Source organism: Thermoplasmata archaeon (assembly GCA_036395115.1).
Taxonomy (GTDB): Archaea; Thermoplasmatota; Thermoplasmata; order RBG-16-68-12; family RBG-16-68-12; genus RBG-16-68-12.
On sequence record DASWDU010000007.1, the window covers coordinates 41,618 to 61,202 of the forward strand.

16 protein-coding genes are annotated in these 19,585 nt (G+C 65.6%); 6 read left to right on the top strand and 10 right to left on the bottom strand.

What is annotated here, in order from left to right:
- Position 1 precedes the first annotated feature (1 nt).
- The gene (gene frdD / locus VF992_01840; GenBank protein ID HEX9339900.1) at positions 2-454 is read left to right on the top strand and encodes a fumarate reductase subunit FrdD; all 453 of its coding nucleotides are present in this window, start codon (positions 2-4) and stop codon (positions 452-454) included.
- Here frdD and VF992_01845 read toward each other — a convergent pair.
- Positions 381-827: a hypothetical protein gene (locus tag VF992_01845; GenBank protein HEX9339901.1), complete on the bottom strand. Its 447-nt coding sequence runs from the start codon at positions 825-827 to the stop codon at positions 381-383. The two genes, frdD and VF992_01845, sit on opposite strands and share 74 nt — an antisense overlap.
- Positions 828-967: 140 nt before the next feature.
- Between VF992_01845 and VF992_01850 the strand changes: the two genes are divergently transcribed.
- From VF992_01850 to glmM, 3 genes are read left to right on the top strand one after another with little or no spacing between them, the layout of a single operon-like run.
- Entirely contained in the window at positions 968-1,183 is a 216-nt protein-coding gene (locus tag VF992_01850; GenBank protein HEX9339902.1) for an LSM domain-containing protein, read from the top strand.
- A 49-nt stretch (positions 1,184-1,232) separates the two neighbouring features.
- On the top strand, positions 1,233-2,243 hold the full coding sequence (locus VF992_01855) for an NDP-sugar synthase (protein HEX9339903.1): 1,011 nt from the start codon (positions 1,233-1,235) through the stop codon (positions 2,241-2,243).
- Entirely contained in the window at positions 2,240-3,610 is a 1,371-nt protein-coding gene (gene glmM / locus VF992_01860; GenBank protein ID HEX9339904.1) for a phosphoglucosamine mutase, read from the top strand. Before VF992_01855 ends, glmM begins: the two co-directional genes overlap by 4 nt.
- On the opposite strand, the gene VF992_01865 is transcribed toward glmM, so the two are convergent.
- Positions 3,584-4,372: a DUF92 domain-containing protein gene (locus VF992_01865; protein ID HEX9339905.1), complete on the bottom strand. Its 789-nt coding sequence runs from the start codon at positions 4,370-4,372 to the stop codon at positions 3,584-3,586. The two genes, glmM and VF992_01865, sit on opposite strands and share 27 nt — an antisense overlap.
- Before the next feature lie 91 nt (positions 4,373-4,463).
- Positions 4,464-5,486, bottom strand: a complete 1,023-nt coding sequence (gene fen / locus VF992_01870; protein HEX9339906.1) for a flap endonuclease-1 — start codon at positions 5,484-5,486, stop codon at positions 4,464-4,466.
- A gap of 128 nt (positions 5,487-5,614) precedes the next feature.
- On the opposite strand from fen, the gene VF992_01875 reads away from it, so the two are divergent.
- Entirely contained in the window at positions 5,615-6,859 is a 1,245-nt protein-coding gene (locus VF992_01875; GenBank protein HEX9339907.1) for an RNA-guided endonuclease TnpB family protein, read from the top strand.
- A 33-nt stretch (positions 6,860-6,892) separates the two neighbouring features.
- On the opposite strand, the gene VF992_01880 is transcribed toward VF992_01875, so the two are convergent.
- On the bottom strand, positions 6,893-14,050 hold the full coding sequence (locus tag VF992_01880) for a DUF5915 domain-containing protein (protein ID HEX9339908.1): 7,158 nt from the start codon (positions 14,048-14,050) through the stop codon (positions 6,893-6,895).
- A gap of 210 nt (positions 14,051-14,260) precedes the next feature.
- Between VF992_01880 and VF992_01885 the strand changes: the two genes are divergently transcribed.
- Entirely contained in the window at positions 14,261-14,662 is a 402-nt protein-coding gene (locus tag VF992_01885; protein HEX9339909.1) for a hypothetical protein, read from the top strand.
- Here VF992_01885 and VF992_01890 read toward each other — a convergent pair.
- The 6 genes from VF992_01890 to VF992_01915 all read right to left on the bottom strand — a co-directional run.
- A complete protein-coding gene (locus VF992_01890) occupies positions 14,659-14,817 on the bottom strand; it encodes a hypothetical protein (protein HEX9339910.1) in 159 nt (52 codons plus the stop codon). The genes VF992_01885 and VF992_01890 overlap by 4 nt on opposite strands.
- Before the next feature lie 81 nt (positions 14,818-14,898).
- Positions 14,899-15,363, bottom strand: coding sequence for a hypothetical protein (locus VF992_01895; GenBank protein ID HEX9339911.1), 465 nt, complete (start codon positions 15,361-15,363; stop codon positions 14,899-14,901).
- Positions 15,364-15,387: 24 nt separating this feature from the next.
- A complete protein-coding gene (locus VF992_01900; GenBank protein ID HEX9339912.1) occupies positions 15,388-15,849 on the bottom strand; it encodes a hypothetical protein in 462 nt (153 codons plus the stop codon).
- 446 nt (positions 15,850-16,295) lie between these two features.
- Positions 16,296-17,369 (bottom strand): hypothetical protein, encoded by a 1,074-nt coding sequence (locus VF992_01905; protein HEX9339913.1) that lies wholly within the window; start codon positions 17,367-17,369, stop codon positions 16,296-16,298.
- A gap of 99 nt (positions 17,370-17,468) precedes the next feature.
- Entirely contained in the window at positions 17,469-18,203 is a 735-nt protein-coding gene (locus VF992_01910) for a hypothetical protein (GenBank protein HEX9339914.1), read from the bottom strand.
- Positions 18,204-18,292: 89 nt separating this feature from the next.
- On the bottom strand, positions 18,293-19,585 hold a 1,293-nt coding region (locus tag VF992_01915), incomplete at its 5' end, for a hypothetical protein (protein HEX9339915.1).

Consider the following 19,585-nt stretch of genomic DNA (forward strand, 5'->3'; position numbering starts at 1 on the left):
GATGGCCGAGGAGGTCTCGGCGGTCCGAGACACGACGGCATGGAGTCCCGGCCGCGAGACCGTCCACGCGGACATGCCCGAAGCGGAGCCCGAGGTCGTCGTAGAGCCGCTGTTCTGGGGCCTCTTCTCCCTCGGCGGCTTCATCACCGCGTTCCTCTTCCCCGTGACCCTCTTCCTGCTGTTCTTCGCCGCACCGTTCGGTTTGTGGCCGACCGATTCGGCCTCGTACGCCGCGTTCTCGGCGCTGTGGCAGGGCCCGTTGGTCCGGGTGTACTTCTTCGTCCTGATCGGCGGCTCCCTGTTCCACGGGACCCACCGGCTCAAGTTCATGCTCGTCGACGCCGGCGTGAGGAGCCCCGGCGCGGAGGCGGCCCTGGACGTCATCTTGAACGCGGTCGCGATCCTCGGGAGCCTCGGCGCCCTCTACTACGCGGTGCGCGGCTGGCTTTTCTAGCCGCCACCTTCTTCGCCGAGCTCTTCTTGGCGGGCCTCTTCTTGGCCGCCTTCGCCTTCGAGGGGGCCGCTTTGGCGGGTGCGACCGGAGCCGGTGCCGCCTCGATCGCCGTCTTCGGTGAGACGAGCTTGTACACGAAGTCCCTCTCGCGCACGCGCTCGTGGACCTTCATACCGACCTCCTGCCCGATTTCCGCTCGCGACACGACCGCGTGCTCGATCTGCAACGTGTCGACCGTCTGCTCGAGGTTCGTCGTCGGTCCCTGGATTTGCACGGTATCGCCGATCGCCAGCGTGCTGTCCGTCAGCCGGATCGCCGCGACGCCAATCTTCCCGTAGAAGTGGAAGACTTCGCCCACCTTCTTGCGCTCCATCGGGACCGCCGAGGAATGCGCGCGACGCGGTAAAAAGATTCGCAAGAGTGCCCGTGCACGCAGGTCCGATCGCGCAATGTCGGAAAGTCTTAAGTGGGGCCACACGATACCGCGGCATCGGAAGGGGGGAACGTCCTTCTATGGTGATGCCTCTCAACGTTCTTGAAAAATCCATCAACAAGCGCGTTCAGCTTCTCCTCAAGGACAACCGAATTCTCGAAGGCAAGCTCGTCGGCTACGACGACTACATGAACATGGTCCTCGAGGACACCGAGGAGACGAAAGAAGACAACGTCCGGCGGGTCGGGACCGTCGTGCTGCGCGGGAACAACGTCGTCACGATCGTGCCGAAGTGACGCCCGGGGCCAGAAAATAGATATTGAGCGGTCCGCATCGGACCGCCCGATGCAGCTCGTGATTATCGCCGGAGGCCTCGGGACCCGGCTCCGTCCGCTCACCCTGTATCGGCCGAAGGCGCTGATCCCGCTCGTCGACCGCCCGCAGATCGCGCACATCCTGGAGGCGTTGCCGGCCTCGTGCGACGAGGTGATCGTCGCGGTCAACTACATGTTCGAACAAGTGCGGGACTTCTTCCGGATGCGGCAGTTCGGCGTGGACGTTCGCGTCGTCGACGAGCCGATGCCGCTCGGCACCGCCGGGGCGATCAAGAACGTGCAACGACACCTCCACGGTCCCTTCGCCGTCTACAACGGCGACGTCGTCGACACGATCGATTTCGATCGGCTCGTCAAGGCCCACGAGACGGGCGGCGGCATCGGGACGATCGCCGTGTGGCCCACGGCCGACGTGTCCGCGTACGGCGTCGTCGCGATCGAGAAAGGCCGCGTCGTTCAGTTCGTCGAGAAACCCGCGAAGGGCGAGGCGCCGAGCAATCTGGTGAACGCGGGACGATACGTGTTCGAGCCCGACGTGTTCGATTTCATCGAGGGGGGCCGCGCCGTTTCCTTGGAGCGAGAGGTGTTCCCCCGGCTCATTCCGCGCGGGCTCACGGCGTTCCGGTACGAGGGGTTCTGGTCCGACGCGGGCACCCTGCCGAGTTACCTGAACGCGCAGCGCCTCCTGCTCGAGGCGGGCCGCGCGAAGATCTCCGGGGATGCGGACGTCGCATCGGGGAAACTGCTTCCGCCCGTGTATGCGGGCCCGGGGACCTTCGTCGAGGGGCGCGTCGGGCCGTACGTCGTCATGGGCAAGGCGTGCCGGATCGGGCGAGCGACCGTCCGGAACGCGACGCTCTTGGAAGGCGTGAGCGTGGACGACAAGGCGGACGTCGTCGACTCGATCGCCGGAGCGGGCGCGGCGATCGGCGAGGGCGCCCACGTGCGCGACTCGATCCTCGCCGACGGGGCCCAGGTGCCGCCCTACGCGACGGTCGTGGACGAACGGGTGACCGCGTGACCCGGCTGTTCGGCACGAACGGGATCCGGGGCGTCGTCGGACAGGAAATGACGGCGGACCTCGCAGTCAAGGTCGGTCACGCCGCCGGCACGTTCTTTGAGGGGGGTCCCGTCGCCCTCGCGCGCGACCCCCGCCTCTCCGGGCCGATGCTCGCCCGCGCCGGTGCGTCCGGGCTGATGTCCGCGGGCTGCGACGTGATCGACCTCGGCGTCGTCCCGACGCCCTGCGCACAGTATTACGTCGCGAAGTCGGGTCGCCTCAAGGGGGCACTCGTCGTCACCGCGTCCCACAACCCCCGGGAGTTCAACGGCCTGAAAGCGATCGATGCACGCGGGATGGAGATGCGGCGCGAGGACGAGGAGTCGATCGAGTCGATCCTGTCGGAGGGTCGCTACCGGATCGCGGCGTGGTCCGACGTCGGCTCGATCCGGCCGGACGACTCGGCGCCGGAGCGCTACCTCGACGGGATCCGCGCGATGGTCGACGTCGAATCGATCCGCGAGCGCGGCCCGACGGTCGTGGTGGACCCGGGGAACGGCGCGGGGTGCATCACGACCCCGTACCTCGCGCGCGACCTAGGATGCCGCGTGATCTCCCTGAACGGCCAGGCGGACGGCGCATTCCCGGGTCGGATGCCCGAGCCGACCGCGGAGCATTTGGACCACCTCTTGCGCGTCGTGTCCGAGACGCACGCGGACCTCGGCGTGGCCCATGACGGCGACGCGGACCGAGCGGTGTTCGTCGACGATCGCGGAGCGTTCGTCGAGGGAGACAAGAGCCTCGCGCTCCTCGCGCGGGCCGCGATTCGCGCGCACGGCGGGACCGTGGTGACGCCCGTCAGCACGTCGAGCCTGATCGACGACGTCGTCAAGGGAGAGGGCGGCACGGTCGTGCGGACGCGGGTCGGTTCGCCGATCGTCGCGCGGACGATGTTCGAGACCGGCGCGGCGTTCGGCGGCGAGGAGAACGGCGGGGTGATCTTCCCCGAGCACCAGTTCTGTCGGGACGGCGCGATGGCGCTGGCGAAGATGCTTGAGCTCCTGGCGAAAGAGGGCAAACCCCTCTCGGAGCTCGTGGCGGCGTTGCCGCGATATCACATCAAGAAGGCGAACGTCCCCGTGCCGGTCGAGGAGCGCGACGCGGTCCTGACGGCGCTCGTCGGGCTCGCGAAAGGCCGATCCGTCGACACGACGGATGGTGTGAAGATCCGCGAGGCGGACGGCTCGGTCCTCGTCCGGCCTTCGGGGACGGAGCCGATCTTCCGCGTGTACGCGGAGGCCCGCACGCTGGCTCGGGCGGACGCGCTCGCCGCGGAAGGCGTTGAGCTCATCCGGAACGCGCTAGGCCAGGGGAAGCGGACCCAGTGAGATCAGCACGGCGTACGCGACGATCGCGCCCGTGCTGGTCGAGATGAAGTTGTTGATCTTCTTGTTCACGAGGCCTCGTTGCTCGAGCGTCGCACCGATCACGCTATCGAGCTGACAGCCGAGGAACCCGATGACCGCCGGGATGACGAGGTACGCCGGATTGGCGGGCATCGTCGCCTCGACTCCGTACATGCGCGCGAGGACGGAGAGCACGACCCATCCGACGGCGGAGGTGTACGCGGCGGCGCCGATCGCGCACAGTTGCCCGAGGCGCGATACGCCGCCGTCCGTCCCCGCGGGCACGGGCTTCCGATTCGTGATCAGGTACGCGCGATTCGACAGGACGCCGATCTCGCTCGCGAGCGTATCCGCCCCCGCCACGGACAGCGCCGAGAGGAAGATGACACCGCTGATGACCTTCGGGAGGTTATCCGGCATGACGAGGGACACCGCGGCGACGGACATCGGTGCGATGCCGTTCGCCAGGACGTTCGTCGCCCGTCGCTCGCCGCGCGATCCCTCCTGGACGCCGAGCGCCTCCTTCAGCGCGAATCGATAGCGGGTCGCTAGGAAGCTCGAGAGGAGGAAGAACACCAGCAGGAGGAGCCACGTGACATCGCCGAAGACACCGATGACCATGCCGATGAAGAACCCCGCGACGCTGCCGTCCCACGTCAGGACGCGCTTCCAGTACGCGAGGGAACTGAGGACCCCGGTCAGCAGGGTGCTGATTGCGACGGAGGACGCGAAGTCCATCGGCATCGGCGCGCGGGCAAAATGGGGGACCCGATAAAGCCTTTCCTGAGCGATTCTCACCGGAAGAGAAAGGGGAGTTCGGGCGGCACCCTCGCCGTCAGCCGAACCAGGAGTCGAGCGACCGCTGCTTCTGCTCCGACCGCGCGCTGCCGAATTTCTCGAGGGCGGCGTCGATCCGGTCGCGGGAGAAATCGTGTTCGTCGCACAGCATGCGCCGCACGCCTTCGGTATCGAGATCGCGGAACCCAATCTCGACGTCCTCGATGACCTTCGGGTGAAGGAAGATCTCGCGGACCTCCTCTTTCGATTCGATGTCGACGCCGAGTTCCCCGAGAGCAGGCTCGAGAGAGCCGTGTTTCTTGATCAGGCCGAGCGCCTTCTTCGGGCCGATCCCTTTCACGCCGTCGTTGAAGTCCGTTCCGATGAGCAGCCCGACGTCCACCAGCTGCTCCCGTGCGATCCCGAGCGCGGCGAGGGTGGCCTCGAGGGAGATTTCCTCCGGCTGGACATCGACGTAAACGTCCTTGCGGGGAAGTTTCCGGCGGCCGGAGATCGCGAGGTTCTTCACGAGGCGCGGAGAGCCGAAGAGGAGGGAGTCAAAGTCCTGCGACGCCGCTGCGTAGGCGACCCGGGCGCGCGCCATCGCGCTCGCCTGGGCCTCCCCCTCCGCGGGCGCCTGCACCCACGGTAGGCCGAGGAACTCGAGGAGCTTCTTTGACTGCTCGACCATCTCGTCCGTGAGCCGCGAGGTCTGCATCGCCTTCGTCCGCGCCGTTGCGAAGTCGCCGATCTCGACGGCTTCCCTCCACTCCCGTTCCGCGCGTTGCTTGACCTCCCCGCGGGCCACGAGCGTCCGTGCCTTCAGCCGCGGCGGCTCCCCGTCGAACACGAACACGGGCCGGATTCCCGCGGCGACGAAGTTCGAGAGGCGGTAGATGAGGCCGGACAGGTGGGACGTCACGCGGCCCTGCCGGTCCATGAGCGGCGTGCCGTCGGGCTGGCGGATGATCGCGAGGAACTGGTAGAGCGTGTTGAACGCGTCGATCGCGAGGATCTTCCCGGAGAAGTCCTCGAGGGTCCGAGGCTCGGACGCGACGAGGTCCGCGAGATTCAGCCCCATCTCCGGGGCGATGCGGGGCGCGGCGGTAAAGCCTTTGCCTCTACGGTTCTGTGACTCATCCGGGAGATCGTCACTTTCACCCCCCTCCCCCTTGGAGCTTCAAGCCACGAAAGGCCATGACAACCTCGATGGCCGTCCCGCGCGTCGTCCGCAGCCTCTCCTTCCCCGCAGGGGATCTGCCGCCCTCCCTCCTTGGCCTGCTCGCTGAGTTCCGGCTCATCGTCAACAAGTCGATCCGGATCGCGCTCCGAGACGACATCCGGTCCCGGGTCCGCCTCGCGAGGACTGCGTACCGACGATTGTCCGAGGAACATCGTGTGTACAAGCAGTACATCCCGAGTGCGTTCGAAGTTGCCTTGGCCGCCCTAAAAGTATATCGGCGTCGGGTGAGGAAGGGAAAGCGGACCGCGGCCCCGTTCATGCGCCGCCTACTCCTGAAGGCGGAGAACCAGTCTTACCGTCTTGATCGCACCACCGGCCAGCTACGGATCCCAATCCGCCGCGGAGAATGCGTCGAGGTCAGCCTACCCGTTTCGGAATGGCATCGATCGTTCCTGTCGGACCTCGCATGGGGACTAGGCTCCCTAACCGTGACACCCGGAAAGATCGTCGTGGCCGTCCGGAAGGATGCGCCCGAGCCGTACGAACCGACAGCTGTCGTCGCCCTCGATACGAACGAGGATTCTTTGGACGGCGTCGAGGCGGACGGCGAAACGAATCGTCTTTTGAGCCTGCCGTTCGGCGGCGTTCGCCAGCTTCAGGCAACTCACTTCCGTCGACGGCGGCTCTTAGCGAAGAAGAAGGCCCACGACCGCCGCGTCAAACGGCGTCTGCTCGCCAGGGAGGGAAAGCGCGAGCGAAATCGCGTGAGTCAGCGGCTCCACCGGGTCAGCAAGGCCCTCATCGCAGCGGCCAAAGTCAAGAAGGCGGCGATCGTCCTCGAGGACCTCACCCTCCACGGCGCGGGCGGCCGCTCCCGTCGAATGAACCGCCGCCTGTCCTCCTGGCCTCGTTCCGAGATCCACCGTCAGATCGAGTACAAGGCCCCCCTCGCCGGCGTGCCGGTCATCAAGGTCAACCCTCATTGGACCAGCAAGACCTGCCCAGTGTGTGGCGCCCGGCGCCGAGATAGGGTGGGCCAGGATTTCGTGTGCCTTGCGTGCGACTGGGAGATGGACCGGCAGATCAACGCAGGCATGAACATCCTGAAGACCGCCGTGGCCTCGAACGAGGCCTTGGCAAGGGCCGTACGGTTCCGGCCCGGTGCCCTCCGCGATGATGTCGTGAGTCCCCTCTACGACTTGTCCCGAGGAGGGACGGGCGCACGGGACGAGCCGAGCGGAGTCGAGTGCCTTGCGGATGTGGTCCGATAGACGCCACTACCCGCAAACGTCACAGAACCGTCTCTACATCTCTGCGGCGCGCACGCCGAGGAGGAACGTCTCCTCGCCCAAGCCCGCCTCGATGACGTACGCGTCGTCCGCCGGCTCCTGCACGAACGTCACCTCGAGCGCGTTCGCCTCCCGGAGGACCATGTCTTTCCAAGGTTGCAACATGGCGCGCAGCCCCTGCGCCGCGACCAGCTCGATCTCGACGACGCGGTCCTCCGCGATGTGCATGTCTTTGCGGGCTTCTTTGACGAGCGTCACGATTTCCTTCGCGTAGCCTTCCGCGATCAGCTCCTTCGTCATGCGCGTGTCGAGGTACACGACGCCGCCTTCGAACGGCTCCTCGACGACGTGATCGGGGACCGACTCGACGAACGACACCATCGACGGATCGATCCGGACCTTCTGTCCCTCGATCCCGACCGAGTATTCGCCTCGCTCGAGGCCCGCCTTGATCTTCCAGGCGTCCTGCGAGCGCAGCAGGATCTCGATCTTCCTCGCCCAGAGCTTGTAGGACGCGCTCACGGAGTCCATGTGCACCTGCACGTCGATTTTCATCCCGCGCCACGTGTCGTCCGGGAGGACGAGGTCGAGTTCCTTCGCGCCGCTCTGGCCGACGATGACCTTCCGGAACGCGCTCACGGCATCGTAGCCGGCCTGATCCGCCGTCTTGACAGCGATCCGGGCGACGGGCCAATACCGCTCGATTCCCGCGCGGCGCTTCGCCTGGAACGTGGCCTCGAGCGTGAGCCGCAGGAACTCGACGTAGGAGTTCACCTGTTCGTCCGAGATCTGGAGGGTGCCCGCCTCCTTCGAGGCGGTGATCGCCTGCCGGATCTGCTTCGCGATCTCCTCCGTCGGGCCCACGGTCGCGTTCGAGATCTGTTGCAGAACCGCCACCCCCTGCTCGTACCCTCTCGACTCGATCGCGGCCCTCGCCCAGCCCACGAAGTCCTGATTTCCTTCGCCGGCGAGTAGCCCGCGCTCCATCATCATCGGGATCTTGCTGACGGCGGTGTCCTCGAGCGGCCCGAGGGAGACGCCGTCCACATCGGTCGCGAAGAGCGCCTTCCGCACGAGGTCGCGGATGCCGACAAGTTCGGCGGGGTCGCCGGTCCACGCCTCGAGGCGCGGTCCGTAGACGTCGTGGATCTCGCGCAGGATGTGCATGAGGTAGAGCAGGAGGATCGACGGCTCGCGTCCCTGGATCGAGACGACGAGGATCGCCTGCGGCGCGCGCAGGGCGACGATCGGCACGCCGGCGATCGTCGTGCGCTTCACCGGCTTCGCGCCCGCCGGGAACGCCTTCGCGACGAACGCCTTGATCTGCTCCTCGAACGCCGCTGCCTTCGAGAGGTCTTCCACCGGGAGGTACGCGCGCGCCTCATGGCACACGATCGCCCCGGTCGAATGGAACAGGAGGGCGTCCTCGATGACGTAGCCGCCTTCCGGTTCGACGCGCACGATCGCGGTGTCCGTCGTCTGGTGCTTCCCCTCGTCGAGCGGGCGCGTGTAATGGACCTCGAAGTCGAGGTCCATCGTGCCCGCCTCCTTCGGCTTGAGTCCGAACTCGAGCGTCGTCTTTTCGTTCGGCTCGAGCTTCTCGATGACCTTGAGTCCCTGCACGTCGACGGGCCCGGTGACGATCGGAGTGACGTGCTCGGCGGGCCAGTTCCCTTTGTTCGTGATCGCCATCTCGAACCGGCTCCAGCGGTTCGCCTGAAGGCCCGGGCCCTTCGTCTCGAGGAAGAGCCGCGGGTAGCGGTCTTTCAGGATTTGCTCGACGCGTGCCTTTGCGGTCTGTCCGGCGCGATCGATGAGCGGTTCGAGCCCCGTCAAGTCCTCGGTCCGCAGGGCGTCCTCGGCTTTCTGGAGCAGGGCCTCGACGTCGCTGACGTCCACGTGGACGGCTTTCGCGTGGGCGACGATCGCCTGGACCTTGGCGAGGTCGGCCCGGCCCTTCTCGAGCATGGTCCGCCGGCGTTGGCGCGCGAGCGACTCTTTCGCCCGCCGGAGGAAGTCCTCCATCTGGCGGGGATTTTTCTTCTGGATCGCCCCCTCGATCTTCGTGAGGTACGATTCCGCCTCGCGGACGTCGAGGTTCTGGCTCTTCGCGATCTGGATGTCGTTGATCAGGGACGCGAGCTCGACTTCGACTTTCTTCGACGCGACCTCCCCCTTCTGGCGCTCGAGGGACTCGTGGAGGCCCTGCTGGATCTCCCGCACCCGCTCGTATTTGCCCTCGGCGAACGCCTCCTCCGCCTCGCGGAGCAGGAGCTCCGCCTGGCTCGTGTCCGCGCCGATCCCTTTCATCTCCGCGACGGTGTCGCGCGCGGCCGCAAGGATGTCCGCCATGCGGTCCCGGAGTTGCGCCTGGATCGAGTCCGCCTGGGATTTCGCCTTCTCAATGAACTGCCATGCGAGCTGGATGTCGCTCTCGAGCGTGGACTGCGCCTGGCGCAGGAGTTCGTTCGCCGCCATCGCCTGCTCCGCACCGAGCGCCTCGATGACCCTCGCGGTCAGCGTCACGGGGCTGTCCGACAGCGCTCCCATGTCCGCCGAGGGATCTTTCGCGACCAACAGGAGCTTCTTGATGACCTCCTCGACGCCCTCGAGCTGGTGCAGGAGGCCGGTCCACTTCTCGAGGACATTCCCGTACCGGTCCTCGACCTCCTTGAGGATCTGGAGCATGTAGAGCGGAAGGAGCTTCGGCTCCTGGCCGATGAGGACCGTCGCGAGGAACGTGTGCGGCGACCGCTCGATCAGGATTTTCGAATCCCCGAAGTCGAGCCGCTTCATACCGACCCGCGTCCGCGCCTTGAACGAGTCCTTGACGAAATCCTGGACGACCGTCAGCATCCCGGAGAAGATGTCCTCGTCGATCTCCTCACGGAACTTCCGGCTGTGGTGCGCGATGAGCCGGCCGTCCGAGTGAATCAAGAAGACGTCCTCGACGAGGTACGTGGCTTCGGGCTCGACGCGGACCTCCTTCGTATCGCGGACCTCGTAGCGGTTCTCGTCGAACAGCCGCTGGTACGAGATGCCGACCGCGATGGGCACGGAGCCGGTGCCCTTCGGCTTCAGGCCCACCCGCACCGGCACGGACTCTCCCACCCCGATCTCGGGGATCGTCTGGACGCCCTTCGACTCGATGTCCCCGGAGAACTCGATGTGCACGTTCCGGGCCGGCAGCTTCCCGCGGTTCTCGACCTCGAGCAGGTACTGGTTCCACTCGCCCGCCTGCAGGCCCGCGGTCGGGAGGCGGAGCGCCAGGTTCGGATAGCGGTTCTTGATGAAGTTCTGGATCTGGATGCCGATCGAGACCTCGGCCTGCTTGATCAGGATGTCCGCCATGGCCATGTCGCTCGCGCGGAGCGCGGCTTCCGCCTGGTCGAGCGAGCTCTCCGCGTCTCCGAGTTCCGCGCCGAGGCGCTTCGCGTTCGCGATCATCGTCGAGACAGCGTGGACCCGGGACTCGTACTTGTCGAGGAAGTGGCGGCCGCGCGATTCGTCGAGCGCCGCGCGCGCTTCCGAAAGGCCTGCCTGGAACCGCTCGATGTCCCCCTGGGCGATCGCGGTCCTCGCTTCCTCGAGGTGGGCCCGCGCGTCGCCTGCCGGGATCCCGAGTCGCTCCGACTGCGTCACGACCTCTTCGAGGGACTGGATCTCGCCCATCGACCGCTTCCTGAGGGAATGTCGTCTCGCGTCGAGGAGTCGTCCCTGGAGCTCCTCCCGAAGGCGACACACCGCTTCGAGGTCGTCCGCCTGCGCGGCGTCCGCGGCGTGTGTCCGGTACTCGTCCAGCTCTTCCGGGCGCAGGCCGAGGGAAGTGCCCTCCTCAACCAAGGGCGCGAACGAGTCCACGAGGGAGCCGAGGTGGGCCTTGCGCGCCATGTCGATCTCTTCGGCGACCCGCTTCGAGAAGGCGCCGACCTCGTCGAGTGTGCCGGCGTCGATATCCGCCTGCGCTTTCGACAGGAGCTCGGACGCCATGCGGACGTCGGCCCCGAGCCTCGCGGTGGCCTCCACCCTCGCGCGGAGTTCGGTAAGTCCCTCCCGGGCCGCGTCGGCCTCTTTCGCGCGGCGCGTCTCTTCGAGGATGTCCTCGATGACCTTCTTGTATTCGATCGCCTCGACGAACCGGCCGTCGTTGATTGCCTCGCGCGCGTTCTGCAGGACGGAATCCGCTCGACCCGGATCCAAGCCGCCGGCGCGCACCTCCTCGATCTCGGTCTGCGCGAACCCCACGAGGTCTTTCGCTGCCGCCTCGAGGCCGACCGTGAGGCCGGCGGCCATGTCGCGCGTCTCCGCGAGGGCGGGCCCGATCTCCTGGTAGCGAGCCGCCTCGAACGCGGCCTCGGCCCGGGCGAGCGCCCGTTCCGACCCGAGGATCGAGATGTCCGCGCGGGCCAAGTCCAACATCGTCTTCCGGATCGCGGCGAGTTCGGCGCGGGCGGCTTCTTGGGCGTTCCGGAGCCCTTCCGCCTTCGCGTCCGTCTGCGCCCGGAGCGCCTCCGCCAATTTCTGTTCGGCGGCCCGCGCGTGTTCCACCGCATCCGCGTACTCGCCTCGCTCGAAGTGTCCTTCGGCCTTGTCGAGCAGGCCGACGGCCTCCGCGAGTTCGATCCCGGCTTCGCGGCCATCGTGGATCTTCCGTTCCGCGCGTCCGATCAGGTTCCGCGAGGCCGCGACGAGCTCGTCCATCAGCTCCTTCGCGGTGCGGTCGAGGCTCGCCAAGATCGCGTCGACGTCGTCGAAGTCCCGTTTCTCGAGCGCCCGCTCGGCGGCCCGCAGGCCCTCCTCGGCCCCGGCGATGTCGATGTCCGCCTTCCGGAGGTCCTCGATCAGCTTCTTGACCGTGATGAACTTCGTCGCGGCGCCGCGTGCCTTGTCGAGCACGCGCCGCTGCTCCTCCAGGTACCGCTCCCTCCGTCGCTCCGCGACCTTCCGTTCGAGTTCCCCGAGCGCATCGAGGACCGCCGCGTGCCGGCCTTCGTTCACGGCCGTCTCCATCGTCGCGAGGATCGGATCCAGATCGTCCGGAGGAACGCCCTCTTTCTTCGCCTCGTCAGCGAGACGCCAGGCGCGCTCGGACGCCTCCCGTGCCTGCCACTGCAAGGTGACTTTGACGCCCTCAACGATCCCTTCCGCGGAGGCGACGAGGTGCTCCGCCTCGTCCATCGCCCCGCCCTCGATCGCCCGTTCCGCCGCGTCGAGGACCTCCGTGGCCTTCTCGAGGTCGAGGTGGTTCGCGACGAGGTCCGCCATCTGCGCGCGGACCGCCTCCGTGCGGCGATGGATCGCCTCCGTGCGCTCCTGCTTCGCCCGGACCTCCTCCTTCACCGTCTTCTGTTTCGTGTCGTTCGCGGTCCGCGTGATTTCCTCGATCTCGGAGATGCAGGCCTTGCCGATGTAGAGCGTGTCGCCGTATCGCGCCTCCGCGTACGCGGTCCCCGCCTGCGAGAGCATCAGTTCTGCCCCCTCGATCGGGACTCCGTCCGACCGTGCGCCCACGACGACGCCGCGCGCCTCTCCGAGCACCTCCGCGGCGGCGCTGCGCAACAGCTCGCGCGTCGCGTGGATGTCGTGCTCGATGCCGTCGAGGAGAGCGTCCGCGTTGAGGAACCGGTGTTCCTCGACCGCGATCGCGACGTCCGCGAGCTTGCCTTCGAGGGCCACCGTGTCGGTCTGGCCCGCCTGGCGCAATCCGACGATGTCGTCGCGGGCGCGGAGCACGTGTTCGCTCAGGCGGGCCTCCGTCTGGGCGTCGGCGTCCGCCATCCGACTGTCGATGATCGCCTGCATGTCGATTTGTCGTCCCAGCGAAATCGCGTCGTCGACCTCCCGGAGGAGCTGCCGCGCCACCGCGGGGTCGAGGCCCCGGGCCGCGTTCGCCAGGATGATCTGCAAGGACCGCTCCATGATCGAGCGGTGGTGCGCGTCGCGCGCCGATTCCGCGGTGCGACGCGCCCGGGCCACGAGACGTCGTGCGTTCGGCAGGTCGTGGTCTTCGAGCGCACGCGTCAGGTCGACCAAGGTCGTCTCGAACTCGCCTGCCTCCGCACCGAGCTTCCGCAGGTCTTCCGCGTCGAGCCGGAGGCTCGCGAACGCGTCTTGGACGGACTTCAGGAGGGCGGCCTCACGCACCGCCTCGTGAGCGTCCCGCGCGAGGGCCCGCACCTTCGCATACTCTTTCGATGCGAGGGCCGTCGAGGCCTGTCCGAACATCGCTTCCGCGTGGCTCACGTCGGCGCCCTTCCGCCGTTCGCGCGACGACTCGCGTTCCGACTCTCGGAGGGACGATTCGGCCGCAGCGTACCGCCGCGCCTCCCGAAGGCTGTTCCGCGCCCGCTGGGCGAGGAGCGGGATGTCCGCGAACACGCCGCGCCGGAGCGCATCCCGCGCCTGGGTGAGGACCTTCCGGGCGTCGGTGATGTTGACGCCGTCCTTCCGGGCCGCATCGACGTCCGCCGCCGCGCGGTCCAGGATGTCCTCCGCCCGGGCGTACTTCCGCTGCTGCTCCGCCTTCTCGATCGCCTTCGCGGTGAGCGTCCGGATCTTGCCGTATTCCCGGCGCGCGAGCGCCTTCCGGCCGTCTGCGACGAGCGCCTCCGCGTCCTCGACGTGGCCCCCGCGCTCTTTCGCGTACCGGACCTGCGAGGCCGCCTTGTCGAGCAGGCCTTGGAGCGCCCTCTCGCGGCGTTGGTCCAGCGTCCGGGTCGAGACGCGCCGCAGGAGCTTCTCGGCGGTGACGAAGTCCCCGCGGGCACTGATCGCCCGAGCCTGTTCGATATTCCGTTGGAACGCGAGGGTTTCGATGCCCGCTTCCTTCGCTTCCTCTAGGATCGTATCCGACCGGGCGAGCACCTCGACGACCCGCGCCTTGCGTTTCGCGATTTCGAGCGTGCGTCGCGAGGCACGGGCCAGATCCAGGGCCTTGCCGAGGTCGCCCGCGGCTTCCGTCTGCTCCGCCCGCTCTGTCAGCCGTCGCGCGAACGAGGCGTCCACCGAGTCCGGGGTCGACGCGACGAGGTCCTTCCGCGCCGCATCGATCGCCTTTCGCACGACGTCGGGCGCGGCACGCGCCGTCGGCGCGCGGTCGAACGGCTGCCCGCAGACGTCGCACGTGGTGCGTCCATCCGAGACCTCCGATTCGCAGAGTGGGCAGTGGGCCATGGCCTCCAACCGAGGGGATACCCTCCGCGACGGGAGGGCAGACGGCGTCGGATGCCCGCTTGGCGGGTATAAATCGCGCGCTTTCGATATCCTGCATGATAACCATATGGCCCGGACGCGCGTCCCCCCGACACCCGAAAAGCTTCAGTAGCCGGCAGGCCTTCGACGGCCCGGCCGGACGTCCCGCCGGGGCGCTCCGGGGGTGCTCGGTTGGCGGCGCGGCGCGGGCGGTCCCTCGTCGGCATGGCGGTCGTCGACAGCGAAGGCGTCGAGGTCGGGTACGTGTCCGTCGAGGAGCCGAACGCCCTCCTCCTGGGCGAGGGTTCGTCCGGGCGGATGCGGCTCGGCCGGCGGTTCGTCGCGGAGATCCTAGATCGCGTCACGCTGAAAGGGCCTGCGGCGGAGATTTTCACCGGCTTGAACGTGGTCGACTCGGAAGGCGAGTTCGTCGGCGTCGTGAAGGACACGATGGAGGCCGAAGACGTCCTCGATTCGTTCATCGTCGAAGACGAGCAGGGCGAGATGGTCACGGTCCTCCTCGAGGATGTCCGGTCGATCGACGAGTGGGTCGAACTCTCCGTGTCCGGCGAATCCCTCTATGACGGCGGCTAGGTTTCCTCGTCCGAACCGGGCGAGAGGGACACGCCGAGTCCGATCCAGATGATCAAGGCGATGGTCCCGACGATGCCGCCGTATCCCAGGACGACGTTCACACCGAGCAGGATGACCGGGAGGACTAAACCGACGAAGAAGCCGACCCGGGCCATGGTGGGCGTCGCGATGGACTCACGGCCTTAAATGTTTGCGAACTGGCCGCAGGAACCCATTCGCGGGCGGGTCCGCCGGTCTCATTTCGACGTCGAAAATAGGCTGCGGAAGAACCCCCTCAGTTTGCCGATCCGAAGGACCTTGCCCAAGAACGAGAGGAGTTCCCGATCCCGTCTCGCGAGAGCCGCCTCGTACATCGCTTGGACCAACGGGATGACGTGACGCTGGTAGTCGATGAGATTGCGCCACTGGAATCCTGCGATGGCGAGGGAGGCGGCGATCGTCCAGATCGCCGGGACACCCTGGAGGAGCGGGTGGAGCCAGGCCGGGATGTACGGCTTCAGGCCGATCATCAGGATCCAGAAGACAGGGATCGCGGTCGCGATCGTGCACTTGATCCAATCCCACGTGTGGCGTTTCTTGATCCGCGTCAGGAGGAATTGGAGCGTCTCGATTTCGGTCTCCTGGGTGGCGGAACGGCGCGCGTATCCGCGCAGCATTCCCCGCTCCGCGTCTTGGGCAGCCCGGCGCCTCCAGATTCGCATCGACGACCGCTCGGTTCGTCGCCATTAGGTCCGAGCCGCGGCATAAAACGTTTGGAGCAAGCCAGGCCTCTGCATCTTCTGGCCGACGCACAGGACGGAGTTGACGACCGTCGAGGCGGCGGCCCCGATCTTCTGCCAGAAGTCCTGCGGCATCGCGCCGGTCGGGCCGATCGTCACGGAGGCCCAGGGGAGGATCTTCACGACGTCGGATGGGAGGTTCATCAGGACGACGTACGACGTGACGTCGACGTACGCATACACGACGACGTTCGTCGTGTTCCGCAGGAGCCGGCTCAGGACGTCATAGGCGTCGGCGCCGGAGAGCGACGTCGCGATCGTCCCCGCGACGCTCTCCGAGACCTTCGACTGGCTCAGATTCTCCCCGTACAATGGCGCGTACGTCAGTGGCGAGAACGTCCCGCCGTCGAAGTCCTTCCGCAACTTCGAGTCGAGGAAGATCGAGCGTGGGACGACGACCGCGTTCACGCCGACGACCGTGGCCCCGTAGCATTTCAGGATCCCTCTTCACCGACCCGACGCCTCAGCTCATCGAAGAATGCCGACTGTGAGGCGATTCGGACCTTGGACAGGTAGATCTTTCTCCCGTTCGTTAGCATCAACTGAAACACCCAAGAATCTTCTCTGGGATCGAAGTTCGCAATCTTCGAATAAGGGATTTGTCGCGACCCTGCCCGAATCGAGTTGCTTTCCAAGCTGACGGGCATCATCGCACGACGGAAGGCGAACGCAGCCATGATCTCTCCCAATGTCCACGTGACAAGAATCAGTCCCAGCTCAAGGGTTCTCAACGGTTCCGGACTCGGGAAGGTCACGAAAATAGAGAGGGGAACACCACACACTATCGACAGGAGCGCGGCCCCTCCCAGATAGTACCAAACCGCTTGACGGCGCGCAGTTCCGCTCTCCGTGCTTCAACACCCCCGCCCGGCGAGGCACTGGCCAACCGCAATCCCGGTCTGCGCTGCATCGAAGCCGAGAGTCGCAGCCTCAAGGAACTCGTCCACCTGACCGAACCACCCGGGTCCGAAATCCTTTCCACCCAAAGCCAGCATCAATCCGATATAGCTCAACGCAGTACCCGCAACTGCCACCGGGACAGCCGCGCCGAGGCTTGCAGCCACCGGCCCAATGACGAAGACCATGAGCGCACCCAGGAGATTTAGCATGAGGGCCACAACGTCCACAATGAAATCCTTGAACGGTACCTCGGCGATTAGCGCATATACCACCATGATTGCATTCCAAACGACCTCGATCGAGGCAAGTATCTCTCCCGGAAGTGCGCCCGTTCCCGCAATCTCGGCGAGCATCCATCCGGTTGCGGCGCTGAGCACGATTGTCGTGATGACCCAATTCAAGATGGCAGTCCGGACAATCCCCTTTAGCACCCCCTGCACAACCGCAACTACCGCGCCGGCCGGCGTCGCGATTGCAATGAAGCCGATGACGGACATGGCAACGACGAAAGCTCCCGCCAAGGCAATGATGAGGTTCGGAAACGGACCGCGGAGGAGGACATTCGCAAGGTCTGCCGCCTCGGCGTGCGACGGACTGCCCGTGATTGCATAGGCTAATAGGACGCGGGAGAAGCCCGATGCCACCTGGCTTGCCCATGTGTTCATCATATCGAGGATTGGACGAAGGAAAACATCAACGGCCGCTTGGAGTACCTGCCTGATGAAATCCAGGACCCAACTTGCGAACTGGTTGAGCACCGTCGTCGCTGCCTGCGCGACCGCCACGACCGTGTTCCACACGGCCCCGAGCGCCTTCATCCCCCAGTCCACGATCGCCTCCGCCAGGTTCACGAGGAACGTCCCGAGGGCGACGAGTCCGTCGTAGAACATCTGGCCGAGCTGCACGAGGACGTTCACGAAGCCCGGCATGCCGTCGGGCGCCGCGCCCGTCGCGCCGTTCGTCACCTTCGCCCACGGCAGGATGCGCACGACGTCGGTCGGCAGGTTCGCGAGGAGGACACACAACATATGGCGTCCGCGACTGGCAACCTGATGAGAAAAGACCGTCCGCCTCGCTTTGAGGAGCCCAAGTGCTTGGACGAATCGCGACCTCGGAAGGGCTGCATCTCAGGAGACGGCACCACCGTCCCGCGAGTGTCCGGGACCGAACCGAGCGTACCAAGAACGGGAGGTCGGGAGTCCGAACCGTTCGACATCCTCCGCCTTCATCAGGAACAAGGTCCCGTCAGCGAGTTCGAATTCGTAAGAATTCGGAGCGCCTTCTGTATGCAACTTTCGCACTCGTGAGACATCTGTCGGCGATACAGTTTGGATCAATGAATCGGAGTACGTCAGAACGGGACGGGAGAGAAGGATTGAATCCCCTTTCATCCGCCGCAGCTCCACGAAGAGCAACACGTTGCCACGATTGGCATGCGCTTGCAGGACCTCCCGGTAGGATTTGCCGAATGCCGCGCTCAGATCTTCCAGCACCTTCATACCAGAGCGGACGAACATCGATCGAGGCAGGAAGAACTCTGTGCCGTCAATGAGCGTGACCTCGACCCCATCGGTACGATCTGTGCCGAAAGATGGTTCAACCTCGGTTATCTCCGTGAGAAGGACGGACTTAGAGAATATCCCGTTAGTTCGCTTGATCGGAAACGCCAGACGCAAGACTCCGTTCTCAATAGAAGGGATTCGTTCCAACGAGGTGATTCTGACAAGAGCTACCAAGATCCCGAGGACGATCGTGACCAGACCAGCCCCCACAAGGGTGAAGACGCTTAGGGAGCCCTCCTCGATGATTGCCGAGCCGACGATATAGAGTAGTGCAATTGCTGCGGAGGCGTAGAGGATCATCTGGAGGGCCTTCGACGAGCGACGGATGACGCGCGCTCGGCGTGGAGGAGAATAGTTCAACTTGGCGAGAGAAGACCTCGATTGCGGACTTATCCTGCCCCACCTCCGCCTTCGGTTTGCTGGTATCCCCCCGTTGCGGCGGTTGCGGCGATTTTTAGTCCGACGATGGTAGGTGAAAGTAGTGTTACCCACTTGACGATGGCGGATGACAATGGACTTACGAACTCGGTGATTTCCAAGATGATATCATGCTTAGCCTTCGTAGATAGGTAGAGAAAGAAGCCGTACGTGGAAAGCAGAAACCCGAGGACATCTACGGCTAACCTGGCAAGACCCTTTCTCGCGTACAGGATACCGGCCCCGACGAGGAGCAGGCCCACCACTGCCAAGCCAAATCCTTTCCAGCGTTGCAAGGACGTGATGTCCCTCGAAGTCTTAACAAAGAGCGTTTCATAGAGGCGGAATTCAACCTTCGCGACTGCCGAGAATGTGGCCGCCGCGCCTGCAATCGTGGCAAAGAACGCGGCCGTCTGATCTTCGACCCAAGACATCGCCTCGAGAATCCTTGTGAACAAGGCTCCGACGGCTAACGAGAATGCGGTCAGGACGAGCGTGCTAATAATGAAGTCGACGACTCCTTCGGATACAGCGGTCTCGATGAGCCAAGATACGCCAAGGGTAAGCGCTTTGAACGCGAGGAAGGCGACAGTCACCGCGACAGGAACCAATGCAATGATCAAAAGTATGGTTTCGAGAGTAGACAAGAAGGCGTTCAAGCTGCTCTCCGCCGCAGCCGAATCGGGATTCGCTACCGCTCCCTCCAAGTCGAACACCATCGATCCAAGCGTCCGTGCAAGAAGGCTGCTCACCATAGCGAGCAACCCCGCTAGAGCACTATTGACGCCGTTGATTACGGCTTGGATTATCGCGTCCAAGAATTGCCCGAGCACCTCCCCCGCTTTCTGCACGACCGCCACGACCGTGTTCCACACGGCCCCGAGCGCCTTCATCCCCCAGTCCGCGATCGCCTCCGCCAGGTTGACGAGGAACGTGCCTAGCGCCACGAGTCCCTTGTAGATCATCTGGCCGACGACCAGGAGGGAGTTGACGACCGTCGAGGCGGCGGCCCCGATCTTCTGCCAGAAGTCCTGCGGCATCGCGCCCGAGGGCCCGATCGTCACGGAGGCCCAGGGGAGGATCTTCACGACGTCGGCTGGGAGATTCATCAAGACGACGTACGACGTGACGTCGACGTACGTGTACACGAGGACGTTCGTCGCGTTCCGCAGGAGGCGGTACAGGACGTTGACCGCGTCGACGCCGGACAGCGAGAGGGCGACGACTCCCGAGACGCTCTCCGAGACGCTGGTCTGACTCAGGTT